This is a genomic window from Microbacterium sp. 22179 (assembly GCF_052045715.1).
GTDB lineage: Bacteria > Actinomycetota > Actinomycetes > Actinomycetales > Microbacteriaceae > Microbacterium > Microbacterium galbinum.
This window is the reverse complement of sequence record NZ_JBQEPJ010000001.1, coordinates 995,473-1,019,329: the sequence shown is the minus strand read 5'-3', so window position 1 is coordinate 1,019,329 and position 23,857 is coordinate 995,473. Positions and strand designations below refer to the sequence as shown.

The window sequence follows — 23,857 nt, the reverse complement described above, 5'->3', positions numbered from 1 at the left end:
ATCCATGGCAGCTCCGCGATCCTCTTCCCGCACCGCCGCCAAGCCGTCGAAGATCCCCCAGGTCTCCTGGCGAGAACCGCGTCCCGCCCCGCTCGTGCTGGTGTCCGGGCCCGAGGAGATCTGCGCCGAGCGTGCGATCGCCGGCATCCGCGACTATCTGCGCGCGGAGGACCCGGCCCTCGAGGTCAGCGACATCCGGGCCGACGACTACGCACCCGGCACCCTGCTTGCCATGACGTCGCCGTCGCTCTTCGGCGAGCCGCGGCTCGTGAGGGTCTCGGGCGTCGAGCGCTGCTCCGATGCCTTCCTGCAGGAGGCCGTGTCGTACCTCGACCAGCCGCAGGACGGTGCCACCGTGATCCTCCGGCACACCGGAGCCAGCGTGCGCGGTAAGAAGCTTCTCGACGCTCTGCGCGCCGGAACGGGCGAGGGCATCGAGATCGCCTGCCCCGCCATCAAGCGCGACGGCGACCGCGTCGATTTCGCCGCCGGTGAGTTCAAGGCCGCGAAGAAGCGCATCCAGCCCTCGGCGCTGCGGGCGCTCGTCTCGGCCTTCGCCGACGACCTCACCGAGCTCGCCGCCGCCTGCCAGCAGCTCATCGGCGATGTCGAGGGTGATGTGACCGACGACATCGTCACCAAGTACTACGGCGGCCGCGTCGAGGTCTCCGCCTTCGTCGTCGCCGACACGGCGATCGCCGGTCGCTACGGCGAGGCGCTCATCTCGCTGAGGCACGCGCTGTCGTCGGGCGCCGATCCGGTGCCGATGGTCGCGGCCTTCGCGATGAAGCTGCGCACCATGGCGCGTGTCGCGGGAAACCGGGAACCGAGCCGTCAGCTCGCCCAGCGACTCGGCATGAAGGACTGGCAGGTCGATCGTGCACGACGCGATCTCGCCGGGTGGAACGAGCGCTCGCTCGGGCTCGCGATCCAGGCGACGGCACGGGCGGATGCCGAGGTGAAGGGCGCATCGCGCGACCCGATCTTCGCGCTCGAGCGCATGGTGACGGTCATCGCCACCCGTCGCCCGTTCGGCGAGGAGTAGTCCGCCACTCCGCTCCGTCGCGTCAGGGGAGAAGCCTGCACGCGTCACCGACAGGAAGAAGGCCCGCCCCGCGAACGGGACGGGCCTTTCTCAGCGGTGCTGGCTCAGAGAGCGGCGACCGACTTGGCGATGGCCGACTTGCGGTTCGACGCCTGGTTCTTGTGCAGGACACCCTTGCTGACGGCCTTGTCGAGCTTGACGGCGGCCTTCTTGAGGGTGGCCTCGGCGGCTGCCTTGTCGCCTGCGGCGACGGCTGCCTTGGTCTGACGAACGAGGGTCTTGAGCTCGCTCTTCACGGCCTTGTTGCGCTCGTGAGCCTTCTCGTTGGTCTTGTTGCGCTTGATCTGCGACTTGATGTTTGCCACGTGTGGACGCTTTCTGTACAGGAGTGATTCGGAGTGCCGGCAGCAGAAGAGGGCTGCTGCACGACGGTCGTGAGGGAAGAACCCACACGCAAGCCAAGAAGCAACTCTACCAGCAGTCGGGCGGATCACGCGAAACGACGCCTCTCGGGTGGCGTCCGGAGTCGTACACGACGAGCCGATCGCGGAACTCGGTCGCGCGAAACGCGGTACCGGGTGCAGAATCAGGATCACCCGACACAGACGCCAAGGAGCGACATGAGTTCTGCTTCCCGCGATACCGTTCTGCCCTCAGGTCTCCGCTGGTCCGCGGCGACGTCCGCCATCCAGATCGAAGGCTCTCCCTCCGACGACGGGGGAGGGCGCTCGATCTGGGACGACTTCGTCGATGTGCCGGGTGCGGTGCGAGACGCCTCGACGCCGCAACGCGCCTGCAACAGCTATCGGCATCCGGAGGAGGATGTCGCCCTGGTGGCGGACCTCGGCATCGATCGCTATCGCTTCTCGATTCCGTGGGCGCGGGTGCAGCCGTACGGGCGCGGCCCGGCCAGCACCGCCGCGCTGGATCACTACTCCCGCTTCGTCGATGCGCTGCTCGAGGTCGGCGCGACCCCGTTCCCGACGCTGTACCACTGGGAGATGCCGAGCGCGGTGGAGTCCGACGGCGGCTGGCTCGTCCGCGATACGGCCGAACGCTTCGCGGACTATGCCGCGATCGTGGCGGATCGGCTCGGCGATCGGGTGACCCACTGGTACACGCTCAACGAACCGGCGATGACCACGCTGCAGGGGTACGGCACCGGGGCGCTCGCCCCCGCTCGACCGCTGCTCTTCCACGCCCTGCCGACCGTCCACCATCAGCTCCTGGCGCACGCGTACGCCGCCGAGGCGTTGCGGTCGCGCGGCGCGACGGCCGTCGGACTCGTCAACAATCACACCCGCGTGCTGCCGCTCACCGCAACGCGGGAAGACCTCGTGGCGGCGACCATGTACGACACGCTCCACAACGGACTGTTCAGCGAACCCCTGCTCGCGGGTGAGTACCCCGACCTCGAGGCGTTCGGCCTGCCGCCGATGCCCGTGCTCGACGGTGAACTCGCGCGCATCGCGGCGTCGATCGACTTCTACGGCATCAACTTCTACAACCCGACGACGGTGACCGCCGCCGATCCGGCGGGACCACTGCCGTTCGAGATCGTGCCGACGCCCGGGGCGCCCGTCACCGGTTTCGGCCCCGAGTGGCCGATCGTGCCCGGGGCGCTCCGCGATCTGCTCGTCGACCTCCATCGCCGGCATCCGCACATGCCGCCGGTGATCATCGGCGAGAACGGCGCCTCGTTCCCCGAGTCCGACGGCGCGGTCCGCATCGACGATGCCGAACGCATCGACTACCTCGCCGAACACATCGCGGCGGTCGGCGAGGCGATGGCCGCGGGCGTTCCCGTCGAGGAGTACACGGTCTGGTCGCTCCTGGACAACTGGGAGTGGGCCGACGGATTCACCCAGCGCTTCGGCCTCGTGCACGTCGATTTCACCACGGGGGAGCGCACGCCCAAGGCTTCGTACGACTGGTACCGCGACGCCATCGCCCGCACGCGCACCGCGGTGGCGATCGAGCGGAGCGTGCAATGACCGCGGCGACGCGGGTCGGCGCGCGATGGATGTCGCTGTTCACCCTCGCCTGGCTCGCCATCTGGACCGTGCAGCTCACGCCCGTGCAGCTCCTCCTGCCGCTGCAGCTCGACACCCCCGATGACGATTGGATCCGGGGAGTGGTCTCCTCGGGGCTCGTCCTCGGCATTGGCGGACTCGCGGGGATCGTCGCCGGACCGCTCGCCGGGGCGCTGTCGGATCGTGCTCGACCGGGGCGCCCTCGACGGCGTCCGTGGGCGCTCGCGGGCGTGTGGACGACCGCGGCCTTCCTGGTGCTCACCGGTTTCTCCGAGGGGCCCTGGGCGGTCGGCGGGGCGTGGGTCGGTGTATCGATCGGTGTCGCGGTGTCGTCGGCGGCCTTCACCGCGATGATCGCGGACCAACTGCCCACGACCCAGCGGGGCGCAGCATCCGCGGCCGTCGGGTCGAGTCAGGCGGTCGGGATCGTGCTGGGCGTCGGCCTCGTCGTTCTCCTCGGGCTCGACATCGTCTCGGGGTATCTGCTGCTCGCCGCCGTGATCGCGGCGGTCGGCACTGCGGTGGCCCTGCTGCTGCCCGATCCCTCCGCGTCGGAAGCCGTGCGGCCGACGACCCGCGACCGTCGACCCCTCGCCTCGCTGCGCGATCGCGACTTCGCGTGGATGCTCGCCGGGCGCCTCGTGACCAACGTCGGCAATGCGTTGGGGACCGCGCTGTTCTTCTTCTTCCTGCTGCACGGACTCGGTCAGCCGTCGTCGACGGCGCAGGACAACCTGCTGCTGCTCATCGTCGTCTACACGCTGTTCGTGGTCGCGGCGTCCGTTCTCACCGGCATCCTGTCGGACCGCACGGGCGACCGGCGCCGGCTCGCCGTGATCGCCACGGTCGTGCAGGCGGCATCCGGTGTGGCGATCGCGCTCGTGCCGACCTTCGAGATGACGATGATCGCCGCCGCCCTCATGGGGCTCGGCTACGGCGCGTTCTCGACCGTCGGCCTCGCGTTCGCCGCCGATCTGCTGCCCGATGAGAAGGACCACGCCCGCGATCTCGGCATCGTGAACGTCACGGCCGCTCTCGGCCAACTGATCGGTCCGGTGCTCGGGGCGGGACTGGTGGCGCTGGCGGGAGGATTCTGGCTCGTCTTCGCCGCCGCCGCGGTGCTGTCACTCGCAGGCGGAGTGCTCACCGGCTTCGCGAGGCAGCCGCAGAGGTCATGAGCTCTCGTTCTCGAGGGTCGCGATCGCGAGCTGCAGCACGGCGTTGAAGACGCGAGGTCGCATCGCCGTGACGAGATGCGTGGTGCGCGGCACCACGATGAGCTCGGCCTGAGGGGCCAGCGAGCAGAAAAGCGTCTCGTGGCGACGCAGCTGGTCGTACTGGCCGTTGACGAACCAGAGCGGCAGTCGGATGCGGGCGACCGCCGCGGCGAGGTCGAGCGCCGCGAGGCTGCCCAGGGCGATGTCCTGCGCGTCGAGCGCGTAGCCGCCCGCGCCGAAGTCTTCGCGGGTCTCCGGGGGGATCGTCGCGTCGAGCACACGATCCGAGAGCCAGCGTCCGCGGTCGGGCAGCGAATCCATCGCGCGCGCGAGCCAGCGATAGGCGGCGAGCCCGGCACCGACGGGCAACGCGGTGCACGACGCCGCGACCAGACCCGCGACCGGTGTCGTCTCCCCGCCTCCGGTGTAGGCGAGAGACAGGATCCCGCCCATGGAGTGCCCGACCAGCAGCACCGGTCCGCGCGTCGCCGCATCGCGGACGGCGGCATCGATCGTGTGCAGGGCCTCGTGGAGCGTGAAGTCCTCGGCGATGCGCGTGCCGTGCCCCGGCAGGTCGACCGCGGTGTGCCCGTACCCCCGCGCGTCGAGGAACGCCTGCTGCGAACGCCACATGGTGGCCGACGTGCGGATGCCGTGCACGAAGACGATCTGGACGCTCACGCTCTCAGCCTAGGTGCGCAGCCCGCGCACCGCACGAGAAAGCGGGGCCGGTGGAAGACCACCGACCCCGCCTCAGATGAGGGGATTACTTCTCCCAGCCCACGTTCTCGACGGGCGAGACGCCGAAGAGATCGAGGCCCACGTAGGGCTCCGGGGTCAGGTTGGCCAGGCCCTCCTTGACCGTGTAGATCGACGGACCGTTGTAGAGCGGGATGACGCCCCACGTGTCCGCGATGATCTCCGGCTCGAGCTTCATCGTGGCGGCAGTCCAGTCCTCCGCCGTCGTCTGCGTCTCGACCTCGGACTTGATCTTCTCGTCGATCTCGGCCGTGCCGGTTCCCGAGAGGTTCAGGCTGCTGTCGGAGCAGTACAGCTGGCAGAAGTACAGCGGTCCGAACGGGTCGGAGTCCGTGAAGCGCAGGGAGAACGCGTCCCAGTTCTTCGTGCTGAAGTCGGTCGAGAAGTCCGCGGGGGAGCGCTTCTCGATCTGCAGGTCGATACCGACGGCCTTCTCCTGCTGCTGCAGTGCCTTGGCGAGCGCCTCGATCGTCGGGTCGTCGCTGTGGATGGGGTAGACGATTTCGAGCTTCACGCCGTCCTTCTCGCGGATGCCGTCTTCACCTTCGGTCCACCCGGCGTCGTCGAGCAGCTTCTTGGCGCCGTCGACATCGAACTTCAGGCCCGCCTCGGCGAACGAGTCCTTGTAGCCGTCCTGGAAGTCGTACATGTTGAGCGAGCCTGCCGGCGCCTCCTCGTAATCGAGGCCGTTCCATGCGATCTGCTTCTGCTGGTCGATGTCGATCGCCATGAAGAACGCCTCGCGGACATCGAGGTCCTGCAGCTGAGGCTTCTCGGCGTCGAGGATGACGATCGTCTTCGCGGTCTGCTGCGAGCGGTACGTGACGACGTCCTCCATGTCCGCCACCTGCGCGAGGCGGTCCTTGGTGTTGGTGCCGACCATGTCGATCTCGCCGTTCTTGAAAGCGTTGATCGACGCTGCGGCGTCCAGGCCGGTGTACGTCACCTTGTCGAGCAGCGGCTTGTCACCCCACCACTTCTCGTTCGGCTCGAAGGTCACCCGCTGACCGTTCACGTCGTACTCGGTGAGCTTGTAGGGGCCGGCGCCCCACTCCGGGTGCGCGTTCTCGATGTACGCGGTGTTGAACACCTCGGGCGAGTTGACAGCGGGGTTCAGGATGCCGTTGAGGAACGGCATCTTGGGCCACGCGAACTCGCCCTTGAAGGTGACGATGACGTCCTTGTCCGTGGCGCCCTTCGTGACCGACTCGATCTCCTTGTATCCGTCGGTCGAGCTCGTCTCGTACGCCTCGTCCTCGCCGCTGTTGGCCTTCCACGTGGTCTCGAACGCGGTGTAGTCGATCGGCGTGCCGTCGTTCCAGACCGCCTTCTCGTTGACCTTCATCGTGATGGTCGTCTTGCCGTTCTCGGTGGTGATGTCCCACGCGTCCAGGTACGCCGGGTTCGCGGAGACGTCGCCCTCAGGCGTCATCAGGAACACCTGGGGGTTGTACCACTGCGCGAGGCGCGTCGTGTCGGCGCTGGCGTTGCCGTTGAAGGGGTTCATCTGCGGCGTGACCTCGTTGATACCGAAGTTCACCTCGCCGCCCTCCTGCAGGTTCTCACGGGGCTGCGGGTTGTAGTCCGCCTGCTTGGTCTCCTGAGGCGTGTTGCCGCCGTCGGCGCCGCCGTTGTCTCCGCCCGCCGCACATCCGCTGATCACGAGTGCGAGAGCGCCGCCGAGGGCGATGATGCCCGTCAGCTTCGTGGTGGTTTTCATGGTGCTCCTTTCGCCTTTCGGCGTGTCATAAAGGGGAGGTTAGTTCGCTTCTGTCCGGATGGCTCGGGTCTGTCGGTGAATGGGGCTTAACCGTTACCGGAGCGCCGGTCAGGAGAGAAGCGGCTGAGTGGTCATGGTCTTCGCGTCGAACACGACCCGCTGCCGCGTGCGCTCGACATCGGGGTCCGGAACCGGGATCGCTGACAGAAGCGCCTGAGTATAGGGATGCTGTGGGTGGTCGAACACGTCGTCGACATCGCCGTGCTCGACGAACTCGCCGAGATACATCACGGCAACCCGGTCGGCGATGTGCCGGACCACGGACAGGTCGTGCGCCACGAAGAGGTAGGACAGGCCGAGTTTGACCTTGAGCTCGTCGAGCAGGTTGATCACACCGGCCTGGATCGAGACGTCGAGTGCCGAGACCGGCTCGTCGAGCACGACGATCTTGGGATTGGTCGACAGCGCCCGAGCGATTCCGATTCGCTGTCGCTGCCCACCGGAGAAGGCGCTCGGGAAACGATCGAGGTGTGCGGGGTCGAGTCCGACGAGAGCCATGAGCTCTTGCACACGGACGTGCGCATCCGAACGGGAGGTGCCGATCGCGGTCATCGGCTCGGCGATGATGTCGGCGACCGTCATGCGCGGGTCGAGTGCGGCCATCGGGTCCTGGAACACGATCTGGATGTCGCGACGGAGCGCGCGCTCCTGGCGCCCGCTGCTGATGTCGTCGACACTCGTGCCCGCGATCACGATGTCGCCATCGCTCTGTCGCTCGAAGTCCATGATCTGCAGCAGAGTCGTCGTCTTGCCGGAGCCGGATTCGCCGACGATGGCCATGGTCTCGCCCTCGCGCACGTCGAAGCTGATGCCCTTCACCGCGTGCACTTCGCCGACCTTGCGCTTGAAGAGAGCGCCCTTCATCAGGGGGAAGGTCTTGGTCATGTTGCGGACCTCGAGCGTGATCGGACGATCTTCACGGGGCGTGCGCGTGAGATCGCTCTCGGGGATCACCGGGATCGGATACACGGGTATGCCGCCGATCAGGCCACCGTCTTCGATCTCCTGCGACCGGATGCAGGCCGCGCTGTGTGTCGCCGCGGAATCGGCCGATACAGGCAGCAGCTCCGGCTCCCTCTTCCGGCACGCGTCGATGACGATCGGGCAGCGGTCAGCGAACGGGCAGGCGTCGGGGAGATCGATCAGCAGCGGCGGGTTGCCCTTGATGGGGACCAGGGGCTGCTTCTCCGACTTGTCGACGCGGGGGATCGCGCCCAGTAGGCCGATCGAGTACGGCATCCGCGTGTGATGGAAGAGTTCCCGGGCCTCGGCTTGCTCGACGGGCTTGCCCGCATACATCACGATGACGTCGTCGGCCGTCCGAGCCACGACCCCCATATCGTGAGTGATCATGATGACCGCTGCACCGGTCTCGCTCTGCGCCTTCTCGATCAACTCGAGGATCTGGGCCTGGATCGTGACGTCGAGTGCGGTGGTCGGCTCGTCGCAGATGATGAGCTTCGGATTGTTGGCCATGGCGATGGCGATCACGACGCGTTGGCGCATACCCCCGGAGAACTCATGGGGGAACGCCTTCATGCGCTTCTCCGGCTCGGGGATGCCGACGAGAGCGAGGAGCTCGACCGAGCGCTCCCAGGCGTCCTTCTTGGCGAGTTTGCGGTGCACCGTGAGGGCTTCGATCAGCTGGTCCCCGATGGTGAAGACCGGGGTGAGCGACGTGAGCGGGTCCTGAAAGACCATCGTCATGCCGTTGCCGCGGATCATCGACATCTGCTTGTCGGTCTTGCCGAGGAGCTCTTGACCGTCGAACACGACAGAGCCGGTGACCTTCGCGTTCTCGTCGAGCAGTCCCATGATGGCGAGTGAGGTCACGGACTTTCCCGACCCCGACTCGCCGACGATTCCGAGGGTCTTGCCCGCCTCCAGATCGAAGGACACTCCTCGGACGGCGTCGACCCGTCCGGCCTCGGAGGGGAAGCTGACTCGGAGGTCGCGCACGGACAGGACGGTGGATGCGGTAGTGATACTCATGCGCGGCCTCCAGCCGCCGAAGTGGGATCGAGGGCGTCCCGTAGACCGTCGGCGACGAGCGCCATCGATACGGTGAGCAGAGTCAGAGCGGCCGCGGGGAAGTAGAACACCCAGGGAGCGCTGGTGATGGTGTTGGCGCCGCTGCCGATCAGGGATCCGAGCGAGACATCCGGGATCTTCACGCCGAAGCCGATGAAGGACAGCCCGGTTTCGGTCATCACGGCGGCCACGACGCCCAACGTGAAGTTGATCACGAGCAGTGAACCGATGTTGGGCAGCAGATGACGGAACACGATCTTCATGCCCCGCACGCCCATATAGCGTGCCGCGTGCACGTACTCGCGCTCGCGCAACGAGAGCGCCATCGTCCAGATGACTCGCGCCTGGAAGAACCATCCGACGAAGATCAGGGCGAGTGCGATGACCCGCCAGTCACCGCCCGCGGTGTTGGAGACGAGGGCGAGGATGAGGAACGTCGGAATGACCATCAGGAAGTGGATCACCAGAAGAGTCGATCGCTCGAGAGCGCCGCCGAAGTATGCCGCCGCCGTGCCGACGATCGCCGAGAGCGCGGTTGTTCCGACGGAAACCGTGAGCGCGATCATGAGCGAGCGTTGCAGGCCGATCGACACCTGCGCGAACAGATCGTTCCCGGCGGGGGTGGTGCCGAACCAGTGCTCGGCGGAGGGGCCAGTACCGAGGTTCAGGAAGTCGAGGAAAATGTGGTCGTACTTCGCCACCAGCGGGCCGATGATGGCGAAGAGAACGAGTGCGATGAAGATGAAGACGCCGACGACCGCTGGACGATTGCGCACGAACCGGCGGTAGTACAGCCCGAACACCGAGGTGCGCTTCCGCTGTGCGATGACGGGGGCAGAGACTTCGGACTCCGGGTGCAGTGTCGGGTCGATCATTTCGGTGCTCATGTCAACTCACTCTCACTCGAGGATCGAGGACCACGACAGCGATATCCGCCAGGACCGCACCGATGGCGGTGAGGACGGCGCCGAAGGCGGCGATGGCCACAACACCATGCACGTCGTTCTTGCTGATCGTGTCGACGAAGTACTTTCCCATCCCGTTCCAACCGAAGATCGTCTCGGTGAGGATGGCGCCGGTGAACACCGTCGGAATCGTGAAGGCCAGCTGCGTGGCGACCGGGATCAGGGAAGGGCGCAGCGCGTGCTTGCGGATGGCCTGCTGTTTGGTGAGGCCCTTGGCGCGGGCCGTGCGCACGTAATCCGCCTTGATGTTGTCGAGGAGGAGGGAGCGCTGCAGAAGGTGATAGCTCGCGTATCCGGTGAACACCAGCGCGATCGTCGGAAGGGTGAGGTGCTGGAGCTTGTCGACGATGAAGGGCAAGAATCCGTCCACGTCTTTGCCGCCCGCCCCCGTGACGTAGAAGACTCGGACGCCGACCCACTCGTTGAAGGCGATCGCCAAGAGAACGATGCCGAGCGCGGCCACGACGATGGGGACGTTCATCGTGATGATCGAGGTGGCCTGACCGATGCGGTCGCCCAGCTTGTACTGGCGCGAAGCCGTATAGACACCGAGGCCGATTCCCAGGACGGCGCCGAGGATGGTCGCGCCGATCACGAGCTCTCCCGAGATCAGTGCCCGATACGCGATCTGGTCGTTCACAGACTGACCGACCGGACTCTGGCCCCAGTCCCAGCGGAAGAGGATCCCGCTGAACCACGTCCACCACCGCTCGACCAGTGGAACCGTGTCGCTGAGATTCAGTGGCTCGAGCATTCGAGTGACTTCATCCGGGGAGAGTGGAGGTCGGCGACCCACGTAGTTGCTCCGCGGGTCCAGGAAGGACCAGGCGAGGAAGTAGGTGACATTGGTCGCCACGACGATCATGAGCAGCCAGCCCAGTGCTCGACGCAGCAGGTACTTGATCAAGGTCGGTATCTCTCTCTTCACCAGAGCCGAACGGGATCACCGTTGCGGATCCGATCAATGTGCTTCACTCCGGACGCGCCTCTTCGCACGTTCCGGTATACCAAAAAGATGTTACGGGGTCGTTTCCTCCGTGGAACTCGGTTCCACGCCGGAGACCTGGGCGACGTTACCACCGGATCGGCGGAATCGGGCATTAGGCCTCCCTCACCGTAGAATCGACGCAACATGTCCCCACGCGCTCTCACTCCGCTTCAGCCTGCCGCGACGCCCGCGACGCAGATCCGAAATTTCTGCATCATCGCGCACATCGATCACGGCAAGTCGACCCTCGCCGACCGCATGCTGCAGATCACCGGTGTCGTCTCCGACCGAGACATGCGCGCTCAGTACCTGGACCGCATGGACATCGAGCGTGAGCGCGGCATCACGATCAAGAGCCAGGCCGTGCGCATGCCGTGGGAGATCGAGGGCGAGACGTTCGCGCTCAACATGATCGACACCCCGGGCCACGTCGACTTCACGTACGAGGTCTCCCGCTCGCTGGCCGCGTGCGAGGGAGCGATCCTGCTCGTCGACGCGGCGCAGGGCATCGAGGCGCAGACCCTCGCGAACCTCTACCTCGCGCTCGAGAACGATCTGCACATCATCCCGGTGCTGAACAAGATCGACCTCCCGGCCGCCGACCCCGACAAGTACGCCAGGGAGCTCGCTTCGCTCATCGGCGGCAAGCCGGAAGACGTTCTCCGCGTCTCCGGCAAGACCGGCGTCGGCGTCGAGGCGCTGCTCGATCGACTCGTCAAGGAGATCCCTGCCCCGGTGGGTGACGCGGATGCTCCGGCGCGCGCGATGATCTTCGACTCCGTCTACGACGCCTACCGCGGCGTCGTCACCTACGTCCGCATGGTCGACGGCAGTCTGTCGCCGCGCGAGCGCATCCAGATGATGTCGACCGGCGCGAACCACGAGGCGCTCGAAGTCGGCGTGTCGAGCCCCGAGCCGATCCCGACCAAGGGACTCGGGGTCGGCGAGGTGGGGTACCTCATCACGGGCGTGAAGGATGTGCGACTGTCGAAGGTCGGCGACACCGTCACGTCGGCACGCAAGCCCGCGGCCGACGCGCTGTCCGGATACACCGACCCCAAGCCCATGGTCTTCTCGGGCATCTATCCCATCGACGGCAGCGACTACGCCGAACTCCGCGAAGCCCTCGACAAACTCAAGCTCTCGGATGCCTCCCTGCAGTACGAGCCGGAGACGTCGGTGGCTCTCGGTTTCGGTTTCCGCTGCGGCTTCCTCGGCCTGCTGCACCTCGAGATCATCACCGAGCGGCTCTCGCGCGAGTTCGGACTCGACCTCATCACCACGGCGCCGAGCGTGATCTACGAGGTGCTGACCTCCGACACCGGCGAGACCGTGACGGTCACGAACCCGAGCGAGTACCCCGACGGCCGCATCGGCTCCGTGTCGGAACCGATCGTCAAGACCGCGATCCTGCTCCCGAAGGACTACGTCGGCACGGTCATGGAGCTCTGCCAGTCGCGTCGCGGCTCGCTGCTCGGCATGGAGTACTTCTCGGAGGAGCGCGTCGAGCTGCGCTACATGATGCCGCTCGGCGAGATCGTCTTCGACTTCTTCGACCAGCTCAAGTCCAAGACGCAGGGCTATGCCTCGCTCGACTACGAGCCCGCGGGGCAGCAGGAGGCCGACCTCGTGAAGGTCGACATCCTGCTCCAGGGCGAGAAGGTCGACGCGTTCAGCTCGATCGTCCACCGCGACAAGGCCTACGCCTACGGCACCATGATGGCCGAGCGTCTGCGCAAGCTCATCCCTCGCCAGCAGTTCGAGGTGCCGATCCAGGCGGCGATCGGTGCACGCATCATCGCTCGCGAGACGATCCGCGCCATCCGCAAGGACGTGCTCGCCAAGTGCTACGGCGGTGACATCACCCGCAAGCGCAAGCTCCTCGAGAAGCAGAAGGAGGGCAAGAAGCGCATGAAGATGGTCGGCCGCGTCGAGGTCCCCCAGGAGGCGTTCATCGCCGCGCTGTCGGGCGACGTCGAGGGCAAGGACAAGAAGTAGTGAGGCCGCTCCCGCCGTACATGCGCGGGGTGACGCGGCATCCGATCGTCGACGTGCCGGCGGGGATGCACCTGTCCGAGCGCAGCGTTGCGGTTGCTCCGGAGGCTCAGGGTGCCGTGCGCACGCTGATCCGCTCCTGGGAGTTCAAGCGTCGTGCGGGTTTCGACGGCCCGGCGTCCTCGCCGGTCGCGAACGCCGAGGGTGTGCTGGCCAAGCGCGTGTTCGGCATCCGATTCTCCGAACCGATCCGGGTGGTGTGGGCGGATGAGCGGGGTTTCGGGTACGAGACGCGCCCGGGGCATCCGATCTACGGAGAGGAATCGTTCGTGCTCGACGACGGCGTGTTCACCGCCCGTTCGATCTCGCGCCCCGCGACCCTCGTGTGGTGGTTGCTGTCGCCCGCGCTGAGGCTGATCCAGCGCCGCACCCACGCGCGGTACACCCGCATCGTCGCCGCCGAGGCGCGCGAGTGGGGTGTTCGTCCAGGCAACCGCCAGTAGGCTGGATCTCATGCGGCGCGGGAACTTCCGAGACGACACGGTGGACTATGCGGCCGTGGGTGCCACCCACGCGCCCGATCTGATGCAGTACCCGCCGGAGCGCAGCTTCCCGGCGGAGGAGTCCTGGCGGATCGGATCCGGAGCGGAGCGGTTCCAGACCGCCGGCGAAGCTCTGCTGTCGTGGACGGCACAGCGCGCGGCCGGCCTCGCGATCGAAGACGTGCGCCCCGCGCCCGGCCCGGCGTACGCGGGCGTGAGCTTCGATGCCGAGGGCAACCCGATCGCCCCCAGCAAGCGCGACGTCGAGCCCCGTTACGATGCCGAAGGGACTCCGTTCGTGGGCCCGGGCATGACGCTACGCGTGCGCGGTCGTCTGTCGGGCATGCGCGCGGATGCCGAGTTGCGTGTGATCTCGGTCACCGAGGAGGCTCGACGCATCGGTTTCGTGCTCGGCACGGTCGGTGGCTCGGTCGTCAGCGGCGAGGAGTCCTTCGACGTCGACTGGCGCGAGGACAACGACGAGGTTTGGTTCACGGTGCGCGCGTTCGACGCCCCCAACTCCCTGCTCTACCGCACGGTGCCGCCGCTCGTGAAGCGTCGCCGTCGCGAGCTCTTCGCCCGCTATCTCCGGGCGATCTCCCCGCTCTACGCGACCCCCCTCTGATGGCGGGGCCCCTTCCTCTCGGCGATCCCGCACCGTCCGACGGCCGCCTGCCGGCCGATTTGCCGATCGATCCCTCGGTTCCCTTCTCGGCGTACCTCCACATCCCGTTCTGCCGCGTGCGGTGCGGATACTGCGACTTCAACACCTACACCTCGAGCGAACTGCGCGGCGCCCGTCAGGAGGACTACGCCTCCACGCTGCTCGCCGAGATCGATCTCGCGCGAAACGTGCTCGACGAAGCGGGTGCGCTGCGCCCGATGGACACGGTCTTCTTCGGCGGGGGAACACCCACGCTGCTCCCCGCCGGCGATCTCGCGCTGATGCTCGGCGCCGCGGTCTCGGCCTTCGGCCTCGCCGAGGGCGCGGAGGTCACGGTCGAGGCCAACCCCGACACCGTCACGCCGGAGGTCGCCCGCACGCTCGCGGATGCCGGCGTGACGCGTCTCTCGATCGGCATGCAGTCGGCGGTGCCGCACGTGCTCGCCGCGCTCGACCGCACGCACGACCCCGACAACGTGCGCACGGCCGTCGCCGCGGCGAAGGAAGCCGGGCTCGCGGTCAGCATCGATCTGATCTACGGCGCGCCGGGCGAGTCCCTCGCCGACTGGGAGGCGTCGCTGGATGCGGCCCTCGAACTCGACTCCGACCACGTCTCGGCGTACGCGCTCATCATCGAGGACGGCACGAAGCTCGCCCGGCAGATCCGGCGCGGCGAGGTGCCGACGCCCGACGACGATCTGCAGGCCGACATGTACGAGCTGGCCGATCGCCGCCTCGCCGCGGCGGGCTTCGAGTGGTACGAGGTGAGCAATTGGGCCCGCAGTGACGCGCAGCGCTCGCGTCACAACCTCGCCTACTGGCGGGGGAGCGACTGGTGGGGCTTCGGGCCGGGTGCGCACAGCCACGTCGCCGGACTCCGCTGGTGGAACGTCAAGCATCCGGCGGCGTACGCGCAGCGGCTTTCGGCATCCGATTCTCCGGCGGCCGGCACCGAGCGCCCGGACGAGGGTGCGCGGATGCTCGAACGGGTGCTGCTCCAGAGCCGCCTCGTCGAGGGCATCGCGGTGGCCGACCTGCCGGCCGGCAATCGCGCGAACGTCGCGGGTCTCATCGCCGACGGCCTCGTCGACGCCCGCGCCGCGGTGCAGGGTCGGGTGCAGTTGACGCTGCGCGGACGGCTCCTGGCCGATGCCGTCGTGCGCGAGCTCACCGACTGACGCGGGACCGAGGCGGTCAGCTCCGGGCCGGGAGCAGATCCATTCCGGCGGTGCGCCGCTGGGGGAGCGTGCCGCTCGTCGTGTCGAACACCCGTGTCGTGCGGTCGGCGCCGTACGCCGCCCAGCCGGGTGAACCTGTCGTGACGAACGAGATCCAGGCGGCGTGCATCTCGTCGGCGAGAGCCTGGGGTGCGTCGGCGCCCGCGAGGCGCTGCGCCTCGGCATCCGCCAGACGATCGAAGACGAATCCGAGCTCGAGAGCGTGCGCGGCACGCAGGTCGCGCACCGGGCTCGGCCACGCGAACTCGTAGACGAAGGTGAGCGCGGGGCGTGCGCGCGCCGCGCGCGAGAGTGGCGCGCGCAGCATCACGTCGGTCGCCAACTGTCCGAAGATCTCGCCGGTGGAGGCCTCCGGGAACGCCTTCCGGTACTCCGATACGGCTCGGCGCGGGATTCCCAGGGCCAGACGGGCGATGAAGAGCTTGAGCGGGCGGATCTCGGCGAGGGTCTCGGGTGTGAACCAGAGCCGGTACTCATCGGTGTTGCTGCCGATGAGCAGCGGCGTGTCGATGGTCGGCAGGACCTCGTGAGGCGAGCGCGGAAGGCTGTCGGGATCGATCGCGAATTGGAACCCCGGCGCTCCACCCAGCGGCGACGAACCCGCGGACTGCGCGCGACGCGCCTCGAGCAGCTTCTCGGGAGGGACGGACGCGAACGACGCACGATCGGCGCGGATGCCGAGCCGCTTCGCGAGAGCCGCGGTCACCCGCCCCGCCTTCTGCGGCGGCTGCGCCTCCAACGGACCGGACTCGATGATCGCGCGCGCGACGAGGGCGCGGGAGCCGTCGCGCGCGAGAAGGCCCGCGACGATCGCGCCTCCGGCCGATTCGCCCATGAGGGTGATGCGTGCGGGGTCGCCGCCGAACGCGCCGATCTCGCGATGCACCCACTCGAGAGCTGCGGCCGCGTCCCGGAGGCCGAGATTGCGCGGAGCGTCGTCGAGCACCGAGAAACCCTCCGAGCCGAGGCGGTAGTTGATCGACACGAAGACGATCCCTGCGGCGGCGAAGCCGCCCCCGTCGTAGAGCGGAAGCGCCGCGGTGCCGCGCTCGAGCGCTCCGCCGTGGATCCACAGCAGCACCGGGGCGCGCTCGGCATCCGTCGGCGCCCAGACGTTGGCGGTCAGGATGTCGTCACCGTCGATCCTGACCGATCCGAGCAGCTCGCCGATCGCGCCGGGATACGGCGACTGCGGGGCCGTGGGCCCGAAGGCCGTGGCGGGACGCACGCCGGTCCACGGAGTCGCCGGCCGCGGTTCCCGGAACCGGTTCTCGCCGAAGGGCGGGGCGGCGTAGGGGATGCCGAGGAACCGGGATGCCCCGCCCTCGCTCGATCCCTCGACGATTCCGGTGGACAGCTCGGCGGTGGGGGCGGTCATGGTCGTCATCCTAGGGCGGAGCCCCGACCTCCGACGAGACGAGCCGCGGGCGGGGTAGGATTGGCACTCTGAACGTCCGAGTGCCAACGGAAGGGAAGGGCGATGGTCACAGAGCGAGGACTCCAGGTTCTCCGCGCGATCGTGCAGGACTACGTCGAGACCCACGAACCCGTCGGCAGCCGTTCCATCGTGGACCGCCACTCCTTCGGGGTCTCCGCAGCCACGATCCGCAACGACATGGCGCTCCTCGAGGACGAGGAGCTCATCACCGCGCCGCACACCTCGTCGGGCCGCGTGCCCACCGACAAGGGGTACCGCGTCTTCGTCAATCATCTCGCCCAGCTGCGCCCGCTCTCGTCCGCTCAGCGAACGGCGATCGAGTCGTTCCTGGCGGCGCCGAGCGATCTCGACGACCTGATGGTGCGCACCGTGCGCGTGCTGACCCAGCTGACGGGTCAGGTCGCGCTCGCGCAGTACCCGTCGTTCGCCCGTGCGCACCTCACCCACATCGAACTCGTGCCGCTCGCCCCGACCCGCATGCTCGTCGTGCTCGTCACCGACGCCGGCGGGGTCTCGCAACGGATGGCCCCGTTGCCGATCGAGATCGACGAGGGTGACACGATCATGCTCCGCGCTCGGCTCTCCGCCCTGCTCACGGGGCAGGCCGTCAGTGACGCGGCCGACCGTCTGCAGACGCTGCTGGCGGCGCCCGAGGCCGCTCCCGGCGATGCCGCACTGCGGGCTCTCGCCACCGTGATCGTCGACGAGCTGGGTACGTTCCGTCAGGAGCGCCTGGTGATGGCGGGGGCCGCGACGCTCGCGCGTCGCGAGCAGGACTTCCGCGGAAGCATCCATCCGCTGCTCGAGGCGATCGAGGAGCAGGTGACGCTCCTGCGGCTCATGAGCGAGATGGTCACCGACGAGCACGGCCTCGCGGCCAGCATCGGCACCGAGAACGCCCCGTTCGGGCTGGGCGAGGCGTCGATCGTCGCGAGCAACTACGCCGCCCCCAGCGGCACGGCGCGGGTCGGCGTGATGGGGCCGACGCGCATGGACTATCCGAGCAATCTCGCGGCGGCGCGGGCCGTGGCCCGTTACCTGACGCGGATGCTCGACGAAGACGAGACGAGCCGCTGAGCGGCCGTCGACGAAGAACAACGCAGAAAGGCGATCGTGGCGGACCACTATGAGGTTCTCGGGGTGTCCCGGGACGCTTCCACCGACGAGATCAAGAAGGCGTATCGGCGCCTCGCGCGTCAGCTGCACCCGGATGTGAATCCGGGCGAGGACGCGGCGGAGAAGTTCAAGCTCGTCACGCACGCGTACGACGTGCTCAGCGACGACGATTCCCGCCGCCGCTACGACATGGGCGGGGGAGACGGCGCGGCCGGGAACTTCGGCGGAGGTTTCGGCGGCTTCGGCGACATCTTCGAGACGTTCTTCGGCGCGGGACAGGGTGGAGGGCGTGCGCGCCCGCGTTCCCGCCGCGAACGGGGGCAGGACGCGCTGGTGCGGGTCACCCTCGACCTCGGCGACGTCGTCTTCGGTGCGCATCGCGACATCGAGGTCGACACCGCTGTGCTCTGCGAGACATGCCAGGGTTCCTGCTGCCAGGAGGGCACGTCGCCCGTCACCTGCGACATCTGCGGCGGCTCCGGACACGTCCAGCGCACGGTGCGCAGCCTGCTCGGCAACGTCGTCACCTCGCAGCCCTGCGGCACGTGCGAGGGCTACGGCACGACCATCCCGTACCCGTGCGGTACCTGCGGCGGTCAGGGGCGCGTGCGCTCTCGTCGTACCGTCTCGCTCGACATCCCCGCCGGCGTCGAGACCGGCCTGCGCCTGCAGCTGCCCGGCTCCGGTGAGGTCGGTAAGGCCGGCGGCCCGAACGGCGACCTGTACGTCGAGGTCACGGTCAACCCGCACGCGGCGTTCAGCCGTGACGGAGACGACCTGCTCGCGACGCTCGAGGTGTCGATGACCGATGCGATCCTCGGCACCGAGACCTCGATCCAGGGCCTCGACGGTGCGGTGGATCTCGAGGTGCGCGCGGGCGTGCAGTCCGGCGACGTGCTCACGATCAAGGGACGCGGCATCACGCCGCTGCGCGGTTCGCAGCGGGGTGACCTGCGCGTCGGCGTGCAGGTGGTGACTCCGACCAAGCTCGACTCCGCGCAGCGGGCGCTCATCGAGGACTTCGCGAAGAAGGCGAAGGCTCCGGGGCCCCAGCTGGCGCAGTTCCAGCAGGGTCTCTTCTCCAAGCTCCGCGACCGCTTCCGCACGCACTGAGCCATGGCGCTGCATTTCCTCGTCGAAACGTCGTCGGATGCCGAGCCCGGCGACCTCGTGTCGCTGACCGGTGCCGAGGCGAAGCATGCGGCGGTCGTCCGTCGCCTCCGTGTGGGGGAGCAGGTCACGATCGGCGACGGTCGGGGCGTCTGGCTCCAGGGCGTCGCCGAGGAGGTCGCTCCCGCACGAGTGGACGCGCGGATCTCCGATCGGGCCGTGCACCCGTCGCCGACCCCGCGCATCGTCCTCGCGCAGGCGCTCGCGAAGGGTGACCGCGACGAGCTCGCGGTGCAGGCCGCCTGCGAGCTGGGCGTCGACGAGATCGTGCCTTGGCAGGCGAGCCGGAGCGTCTCCCGCTGGGAGGGGCCCAAGGCCGTGAAGGGCCGTGAGCGGTGGGCGACGATCGTTCGCGAGGCCGCCAAACAGGCTCATCGGCCATGGGTCCCCGAGGTCGCGGCTCCCGCGAGCACGGGGGAGCTGGCGACCCGTGCGAGCGTGGAGCGCGTGCTGATCCTCGACCCGTCGGCGACGACCCGGCTGTCGGAGATCACCGCGGACGACCGCGACATCGTGCTGGTCGTCGGACCCGAGGGCGGCGTCTCGGACGACGAGATCGCCCGGTTGACCGCGGCGGGCGCCGAGCGGGTGCTGCTGGGAAACACGGTGCTGCGCACCTCGACGGCCGGACCCGCGGCGATCGCAGTGCTCTCCGTCGCCCTCCGGCGCTGGTGAGCGCACCGCCGTGCCGGCGGACCCCGCCGCTAGACTGGGAACATGAGCGAACCCTCGATCTTCACGCGCATCCTGAACGGTGAGATCCCCGCAGAGGTCCTCGGTGAGACCGAACGCGTGTTCGCCATCCGTGACATCGCGCCCCAGGCGCCGGTCCACCTCCTGGTGATCCCGAAGACCGCGGAGTACCGCGACGTCGCCGAGATCGCGGCGGGCGACCCGACGCTGCTCGCCGAGATGGTCTCCTTCGCGAAGGAACTCGCCGCGCAGCACACCGACGACGGCGACTACCGCCTCGTCTTCAACTCCGGCACGAACGCCGGACAGACCGTGTTCCACGTCCACGCCCACGTGCTGGGCGGGGGACTGAACGAGAAGAGTGTCGGTGCCTGAAAACCACGACCAGAGTCCTGAGATCCCGGAACGCCGCAGCGGAGCATCCGCTCCGGAGTCCGTCGAGAAGATCTACGCCGACGGCGTCGCGATGGTGCAGCTGCTCGGTCCGCAGGACCGGCTCCTGCGGATGCTCGAGAAGGAGCACCGCGATGTGCAGGTCCTCGTGCGCGGCAACGAGATCACGCTCAGCGGTTCGGCATCGGCGGTCGCCGCGGCGAAGACGCTCGTCGAGGAGCTGCTCCAGATGACCCGGGGCGGCGCCGATCTGGCTCCGAGCGACGTCACCAGCTCCGCCCGGATGCTCCGCGACGGGGGACCTCGTCCGAGCGAGGTGCTCGGCGAGGCGATCCTGTCGACCCGCGGCAAGGTCATCCGCCCGAAGACTCTCGGTCAGAAGGAGTACGTCGACGCGATCGAGGAGAACACGATCGTCTTCGGCATCGGTCCCGCCGGAACGGGCAAGACCTACCTGGCGATGGCCAAAGCGGTGCAGGCACTGCAGCGCAAGGAGGTCACGCGGATCATCCTCACCCGCCCCGCCGTCGAGGCGGGCGAGCGCCTGGGCTTCCTGCCCGGCACCCTGACCGACAAGATCGACCCCTACCTGCGACCGCTCTACGACGCGCTCAACGAGATGATGGACCCGGAGATCGTACCGCGGCTCATGGCCACGGGAACGATCGAGGTCGCGCCGCTCGCCTACATGCGCGGTCGCACGCTCAACGACTCGTTCGTGGTGCTCGACGAGGCGCAGAACACCACCCCCGAGCAGATGAAGATGTTCCTGACGCGTCTCGGGTTCGGCACGAAGATGGTCGTCACCGGCGACATCACCCAGGTCGACCTCCCGCAGGGCTCGTCCGGTCTGCGCATGGTGACCCGCGTGCTCGGCGACATCGACGACATCCATTTCTCCCGACTGACCAGCGACGACGTGGTGCGCCACTCGCTCGTCGGCCGCATCGTCGACGCCTACAGCGAGTACGACGAGAAGCGCACGGCGCAGCGGTTCGAGCGCGAGCAGGCCGCCGAGTTCGCGAACCGCGCCGATCGACGTGGCGCGCAACGACCCGGTCCCCGTGACCGCATGCCGAAACGAGGACTCTCATGATCGAGATCAACAACGAGTCGGCGATCGACGTCGACGAGACCGTGCTGCAGCGGTTGACCGACCACAACCTCGCTCAACTGCACGTGAGTGCGGATGCCGAGGTCGCGATCGTCCTCGTCGACGAGGGCGCCATGGAAGCGCTGCACGTGCAGTGGATGGACGAGCCCGGTCCCACCGATGTGCTCAGCTTCCCGATGGACGAACTGCGCCCCGGCACCGAGGACCGTCCGACCGCTCCCGGTCTGCTCGGAGACATCGTGCTCTGCCCGCAGGTCGCCGAGACGCAGGCCCAGGCCGCCGGGCACACCCTGATGGACGAGCTCATCCTGCTCACCACGCACGGCCTGCTCCACCTGCTCGGCTACGACCACGCCGAGCCCGATGAGGAGCGTGAGATGTTCGGCCTGCAGAAGGAGCTCATCCAGAGCTTCGCCGCGGCCGAGCGTCGGCGATGACGCTCGTCGCCGTCTCCCTCCTCGCCGCCGCCGTCCTCCTCGTCGCCTTCGGCGGCTTGATGTCGGCGATCGACGCCGCGTTCAGCGTGCGGTCGCGCGCCGACCTCGAGGAGATGGGCACCGAGGGGCGCAACGCCGCTCAGCTCGCGCGCATCGCCGCCGATCCCGACGCCCACGTCAACTCCGTCGCCTTCATCCGCGTGCTCGCCGAGGTGACGGCGGCCGTGCTCGTCACGGTCGCGTTCACCTCGCTGTTCGACAACATCTGGTGGGCGATGCTCGCCGCCGCCGTGCTCATGACCGGCATCACGTTCGTGCTGGTCGGTGCGAGCCCGCGCACGGTCGGACGTCACCGCGCCGACGGTCTGCTGCGTGCGAACGCTCCGATCGTGCGCGGCCTGCGCATCATCCTGGGCCCGATCGCGCAGGGGCTCGTCCTCCTCGGCAACCGCGTGACGCCGGGCGCCGGACGCAGCTCCTTCTCGTCCGAGGAGCAACTGCTCAGCATGGTCGACGAGGCGGCGTCGAACGACCTCATCGAGGCCGACGACCGCGACCTCATCCACTCCGTGTTCGATTTCACCGACCAGTTCGTGCGCGCCGTCATGGTGCCGCGCACCGAGATGGTCACCGTCGATGCCACGGCGTCGACCAGCGAGGCGATGGAACTCTTCCTCAACCGAGGGGTGTCGCGCATGCCCGTGGTCGACGACGAGGCGGACGACGTCGTGGGTGTGCTCTACCTCAAGGACCTCGTGCAGTTCGCCTACCGTGACGAGGGTGCCTGGCGCGGAGCGTTCATCCGCCCCATCTCGCGGCCTGCGACCTTCGTTCCCGAGTCGATGCGCGCCGAGACGCTCCTGCAGCAGATGAAGCGCGATGCGGTGCACGTCTGCCTGGTGATCGACGAGCACGGCGGGATCTCGGGACTCGTGACGCTCGAGGACCTCATCGAGGAACTCGTCGGCGAGATATCGGACGAGTACGATCGGGTATCCGCCGAATTCTTCGACCTGGGCGACGGGCGCTACCGCGTGAGCTCCCGCCTCTCGCTCGAGGACGTGGGCGATCTGTTCGGGCTCGAACTGGAGGACGAGGACGTCGACTCGATCGGCGGCCTCCTCGGCAAGGCGCTCGGGCAGGTTCCGCAGCCCGGTGCGACGGCCGTCGTCGACGGGCTGGTCCTGACGGGCGGCGCGTCCCGAGGACGCGGCAGAGGGATCGCCACGGTGTTCGTGGAGAGAGCAGCGCGTGGCGAGGAAGCTGCGGACGACGAAGGAGAACGACACGATGACTGAGCAGAACCGAAGCGGGTTCGTGACCTTCGTCGGCCGACCGAACGTCGGGAAGTCGACTCTCACGAACGCCCTGGTCGGCGAGAAGATCGCGATCACCAGCGAGAAGCCGCAGACGACCCGGCGCGCGATCCGCGGCATCCTCAACCGCCCCGACGGCCAGCTCGTGATCGTCGACACCCCCGGCATCCACAAGCCGCGGACGCTCCTCGGCGAGCGTCTGAACGATCTCGTCGAGCAGGTGCTCGGCGACGTCGACGTGATCGGCTTCTGCGTCCCGGCCACCGAGAAGATCGGCCCGGGCGATCGGCGGATCGCCGCCTCGCTCGACGGATACCCGCGCGCGAAGAAGGTCGCGATCGTCACGAAGACGGATGCCGCGGGACGCGACGAGATCACCGAGCGCCTTCTCGAGGTCGATGCGCTGCGCGAGGACTGGGCGGCTGTGGTCCCGCTCTCGGCGCTCACGCGCGATCAGCTCGACGTGCTCTCGGATCAGATCCTGGCCCTCATGCCCACGGGGCCGGCACTGTACCCCGAGGGCATCACGACCGACGAGTCGCAGGACGACCGGATCGCGGAGTACATCCGCGAGGCCGCGCTCGAGGGCGTGCGCGATGAACTGCCGCACTCGATCGCGGTGGTCGTCGACGAGGTGGCCCCGCGTGAGGGCAGCGACCTCACCGATGTGCACGCATCGATCATCGTCGAGCGAGACAGTCAGAAGGCGATCATCATCGGGCACAAGGGCAAGCGCCTGCGTGACGTGGGTGCGCGCGCCCGCGCGCAGGTCGAGCAGCTCCTCGGCACCCGCGTGTTCCTCGCCCTCCACGTGAAGGTCGCGAAGGAGTGGCAGCGCGACCCGAAGCAGCTGGGCCGGCTCGGGTTCTGACATGACTTCCCGAGGGACTCAGGCGGCGTACGCGGGACCGCCACCCCCGAGC

Annotated in this window: 22 protein-coding genes; 15 read left to right on the top strand and 7 right to left on the bottom strand. The window is 68.2% G+C overall.

Annotation, left to right across the window (positions count from 1 at the left end):
- Positions 1-4 precede the first annotated feature (4 nt).
- On the top strand, positions 5-1,045 hold the full coding sequence (holA, locus tag ACTJKK_RS05020; RefSeq protein WP_247622208.1) for a DNA polymerase III subunit delta: 1,041 nt from the start codon (positions 5-7) through the stop codon (positions 1,043-1,045).
- A gap of 104 nt (positions 1,046-1,149) precedes the next feature.
- On the opposite strand, the gene rpsT is transcribed toward holA, so the two are convergent.
- Positions 1,150-1,410: a 30S ribosomal protein S20 gene (gene rpsT / locus ACTJKK_RS05015; protein ID WP_247622209.1), complete on the bottom strand. Its 261-nt coding sequence runs from the start codon at positions 1,408-1,410 to the stop codon at positions 1,150-1,152.
- A gap of 255 nt (positions 1,411-1,665) precedes the next feature.
- Between rpsT and ACTJKK_RS05010 the strand changes: the two genes are divergently transcribed.
- The gene (locus ACTJKK_RS05010; RefSeq protein WP_440747182.1) at positions 1,666-3,039 is read left to right on the top strand and encodes a glycoside hydrolase family 1 protein; all 1,374 of its coding nucleotides are present in this window, start codon (positions 1,666-1,668) and stop codon (positions 3,037-3,039) included.
- The gene (locus ACTJKK_RS05005) at positions 3,036-4,256 is read left to right on the top strand and encodes an MFS transporter (RefSeq protein ID WP_440747181.1); all 1,221 of its coding nucleotides are present in this window, start codon (positions 3,036-3,038) and stop codon (positions 4,254-4,256) included. The genes ACTJKK_RS05010 and ACTJKK_RS05005 overlap by 4 nt, the downstream gene beginning before the upstream one ends.
- On the opposite strand, the gene ACTJKK_RS05000 is transcribed toward ACTJKK_RS05005, so the two are convergent.
- The 5 genes from ACTJKK_RS05000 to ACTJKK_RS04980 all read right to left on the bottom strand — a co-directional run bounded on the left by ACTJKK_RS05000 (position 4,251) and on the right by ACTJKK_RS04980 (position 10,737).
- Complete coding sequence (locus tag ACTJKK_RS05000) at positions 4,251-4,976, bottom strand: alpha/beta fold hydrolase (RefSeq protein WP_440747180.1); 726 nt, start codon at positions 4,974-4,976, stop codon at positions 4,251-4,253. The two genes, ACTJKK_RS05005 and ACTJKK_RS05000, sit on opposite strands and share 6 nt — an antisense overlap.
- Before the next feature lie 85 nt (positions 4,977-5,061).
- Entirely contained in the window at positions 5,062-6,774 is a 1,713-nt protein-coding gene (locus ACTJKK_RS04995; protein ID WP_440747179.1) for an ABC transporter family substrate-binding protein, read from the bottom strand.
- Between the two features lie 108 nt (positions 6,775-6,882).
- Positions 6,883-8,826, bottom strand: coding sequence for an ABC transporter ATP-binding protein (locus tag ACTJKK_RS04990; protein ID WP_336640184.1), 1,944 nt, complete (start codon positions 8,824-8,826; stop codon positions 6,883-6,885).
- Positions 8,823-9,752 carry an ABC transporter permease gene (locus tag ACTJKK_RS04985; protein ID WP_336640185.1) on the bottom strand — a complete coding sequence of 310 codons (930 nt, stop codon included), beginning with the start codon at positions 9,750-9,752 and terminating at the stop codon, positions 8,823-8,825. The genes ACTJKK_RS04990 and ACTJKK_RS04985 overlap by 4 nt, the downstream gene beginning before the upstream one ends.
- 1 nt (position 9,753) lies before the next feature.
- A complete protein-coding gene (locus ACTJKK_RS04980) occupies positions 9,754-10,737 on the bottom strand; it encodes an ABC transporter permease (protein WP_440747178.1) in 984 nt (327 codons plus the stop codon).
- A gap of 225 nt (positions 10,738-10,962) precedes the next feature.
- Between ACTJKK_RS04980 and lepA the strand changes: the two genes are divergently transcribed.
- From lepA to hemW, 4 genes are read left to right on the top strand one after another with little or no spacing between them, the layout of a single operon-like run.
- Positions 10,963-12,816, top strand: a complete 1,854-nt coding sequence (gene lepA / locus ACTJKK_RS04975) for a translation elongation factor 4 (RefSeq protein WP_440747177.1) — start codon at positions 10,963-10,965, stop codon at positions 12,814-12,816.
- A complete protein-coding gene (locus tag ACTJKK_RS04970) occupies positions 12,816-13,316 on the top strand; it encodes a DUF1990 family protein (protein WP_440747176.1) in 501 nt (166 codons plus the stop codon). The genes lepA and ACTJKK_RS04970 overlap by 1 nt, the downstream gene beginning before the upstream one ends.
- A 10-nt stretch (positions 13,317-13,326) precedes the next feature.
- Positions 13,327-13,980 (top strand): DUF1990 family protein, encoded by a 654-nt coding sequence (locus ACTJKK_RS04965; RefSeq protein WP_247622219.1) that lies wholly within the window; start codon positions 13,327-13,329, stop codon positions 13,978-13,980.
- Positions 13,980-15,197 (top strand): radical SAM family heme chaperone HemW, encoded by a 1,218-nt coding sequence (hemW, locus tag ACTJKK_RS04960; protein ID WP_440747175.1) that lies wholly within the window; start codon positions 13,980-13,982, stop codon positions 15,195-15,197. The genes ACTJKK_RS04965 and hemW overlap by 1 nt, the downstream gene beginning before the upstream one ends.
- A gap of 16 nt (positions 15,198-15,213) precedes the next feature.
- Here hemW and ACTJKK_RS04955 read toward each other — a convergent pair whose 3' ends face one another.
- A complete protein-coding gene (locus ACTJKK_RS04955; protein WP_440747174.1) occupies positions 15,214-16,635 on the bottom strand; it encodes a carboxylesterase/lipase family protein in 1,422 nt (473 codons plus the stop codon).
- A 102-nt stretch (positions 16,636-16,737) separates the two neighbouring features.
- On the opposite strand from ACTJKK_RS04955, the gene hrcA reads away from it, so the two are divergent.
- The 8 genes from hrcA to era all read left to right on the top strand — a co-directional run bounded on the left by hrcA (position 16,738) and on the right by era (position 23,805).
- Positions 16,738-17,772, top strand: a complete 1,035-nt coding sequence (gene hrcA / locus ACTJKK_RS04950; RefSeq protein WP_247632042.1) for a heat-inducible transcriptional repressor HrcA — start codon at positions 16,738-16,740, stop codon at positions 17,770-17,772.
- A gap of 36 nt (positions 17,773-17,808) precedes the next feature.
- Positions 17,809-18,924, top strand: a complete 1,116-nt coding sequence (dnaJ, locus tag ACTJKK_RS04945) for a molecular chaperone DnaJ (protein ID WP_247956328.1) — start codon at positions 17,809-17,811, stop codon at positions 18,922-18,924.
- A 3-nt stretch (positions 18,925-18,927) separates the two neighbouring features.
- Complete coding sequence (locus ACTJKK_RS04940; protein WP_440747173.1) at positions 18,928-19,656, top strand: 16S rRNA (uracil(1498)-N(3))-methyltransferase; 729 nt, start codon at positions 18,928-18,930, stop codon at positions 19,654-19,656.
- 42 nt (positions 19,657-19,698) lie between these two features.
- Entirely contained in the window at positions 19,699-20,049 is a 351-nt protein-coding gene (locus tag ACTJKK_RS04935) for a histidine triad nucleotide-binding protein (RefSeq protein ID WP_440747172.1), read from the top strand.
- 91 nt (positions 20,050-20,140) lie between these two features.
- Positions 20,141-21,163 (top strand): PhoH family protein, encoded by a 1,023-nt coding sequence (locus tag ACTJKK_RS04930; protein WP_247624677.1) that lies wholly within the window; start codon positions 20,141-20,143, stop codon positions 21,161-21,163.
- Positions 21,160-21,618, top strand: a complete 459-nt coding sequence (gene ybeY, locus ACTJKK_RS04925) for an rRNA maturation RNase YbeY (RefSeq protein ID WP_247622226.1) — start codon at positions 21,160-21,162, stop codon at positions 21,616-21,618. The genes ACTJKK_RS04930 and ybeY overlap by 4 nt, the downstream gene beginning before the upstream one ends.
- Complete coding sequence (locus tag ACTJKK_RS04920) at positions 21,615-22,916, top strand: hemolysin family protein (RefSeq protein ID WP_440747171.1); 1,302 nt, start codon at positions 21,615-21,617, stop codon at positions 22,914-22,916. The genes ybeY and ACTJKK_RS04920 overlap by 4 nt, the downstream gene beginning before the upstream one ends.
- Positions 22,909-23,805, top strand: a complete 897-nt coding sequence (era, locus tag ACTJKK_RS04915) for a GTPase Era (protein WP_440747170.1) — start codon at positions 22,909-22,911, stop codon at positions 23,803-23,805. Before ACTJKK_RS04920 ends, era begins: the two co-directional genes overlap by 8 nt.
- The last annotated feature ends 52 nt before the right edge of the window (positions 23,806-23,857 follow it).

Bases quoted from the DNA above. Each gene is read 5' to 3' on its own strand.
- holA (WP_247622208.1), top strand. From the start codon at position 5: ATGGCAGCTCCGCGATCCTCTTCCCGCACCGCCGCCAAGCCGTCGAAG.
- ACTJKK_RS05010 (WP_440747182.1), top strand. From the start codon at position 1,666: ATGAGTTCTGCTTCCCGCGATACCGTTCTGCCCTCAGGTCTCCGCTGG.
- ACTJKK_RS05005 (WP_440747181.1), top strand. From the start codon at position 3,036: ATGACCGCGGCGACGCGGGTCGGCGCGCGATGGATGTCGCTGTTCACC.
- ACTJKK_RS04995 (WP_440747179.1), bottom strand. From the start codon at position 6,774: ATGAAAACCACCACGAAGCTGACGGGCATCATCGCCCTCGGCGGCGCT.
- ACTJKK_RS04990 (WP_336640184.1), bottom strand. From the start codon at position 8,826: ATGAGTATCACTACCGCATCCACCGTCCTGTCCGTGCGCGACCTCCGA.
- ACTJKK_RS04985 (WP_336640185.1), bottom strand. From the start codon at position 9,752: ATGAGCACCGAAATGATCGACCCGACACTGCACCCGGAGTCCGAAGTC.
- lepA (WP_440747177.1), top strand. From the start codon at position 10,963: ATGTCCCCACGCGCTCTCACTCCGCTTCAGCCTGCCGCGACGCCCGCG.
- ACTJKK_RS04965 (WP_247622219.1), top strand. From the start codon at position 13,327: ATGCGGCGCGGGAACTTCCGAGACGACACGGTGGACTATGCGGCCGTG.
- hemW (WP_440747175.1), top strand. From the start codon at position 13,980: ATGGCGGGGCCCCTTCCTCTCGGCGATCCCGCACCGTCCGACGGCCGC.
- ACTJKK_RS04955 (WP_440747174.1), bottom strand. From the start codon at position 16,635: ATGACCGCCCCCACCGCCGAGCTGTCCACCGGAATCGTCGAGGGATCG.
- hrcA (WP_247632042.1), top strand. From the start codon at position 16,738: ATGGTCACAGAGCGAGGACTCCAGGTTCTCCGCGCGATCGTGCAGGAC.
- ACTJKK_RS04940 (WP_440747173.1), top strand. From the start codon at position 18,928: ATGGCGCTGCATTTCCTCGTCGAAACGTCGTCGGATGCCGAGCCCGGC.
- ACTJKK_RS04935 (WP_440747172.1), top strand. From the start codon at position 19,699: ATGAGCGAACCCTCGATCTTCACGCGCATCCTGAACGGTGAGATCCCC.
- ACTJKK_RS04930 (WP_247624677.1), top strand. From the start codon at position 20,141: ATGGTGCAGCTGCTCGGTCCGCAGGACCGGCTCCTGCGGATGCTCGAG.
- ybeY (WP_247622226.1), top strand. From the start codon at position 21,160: ATGATCGAGATCAACAACGAGTCGGCGATCGACGTCGACGAGACCGTG.
- ACTJKK_RS04920 (WP_440747171.1), top strand. From the start codon at position 21,615: ATGACGCTCGTCGCCGTCTCCCTCCTCGCCGCCGCCGTCCTCCTCGTC.
- era (WP_440747170.1), top strand. From the start codon at position 22,909: ATGACTGAGCAGAACCGAAGCGGGTTCGTGACCTTCGTCGGCCGACCG.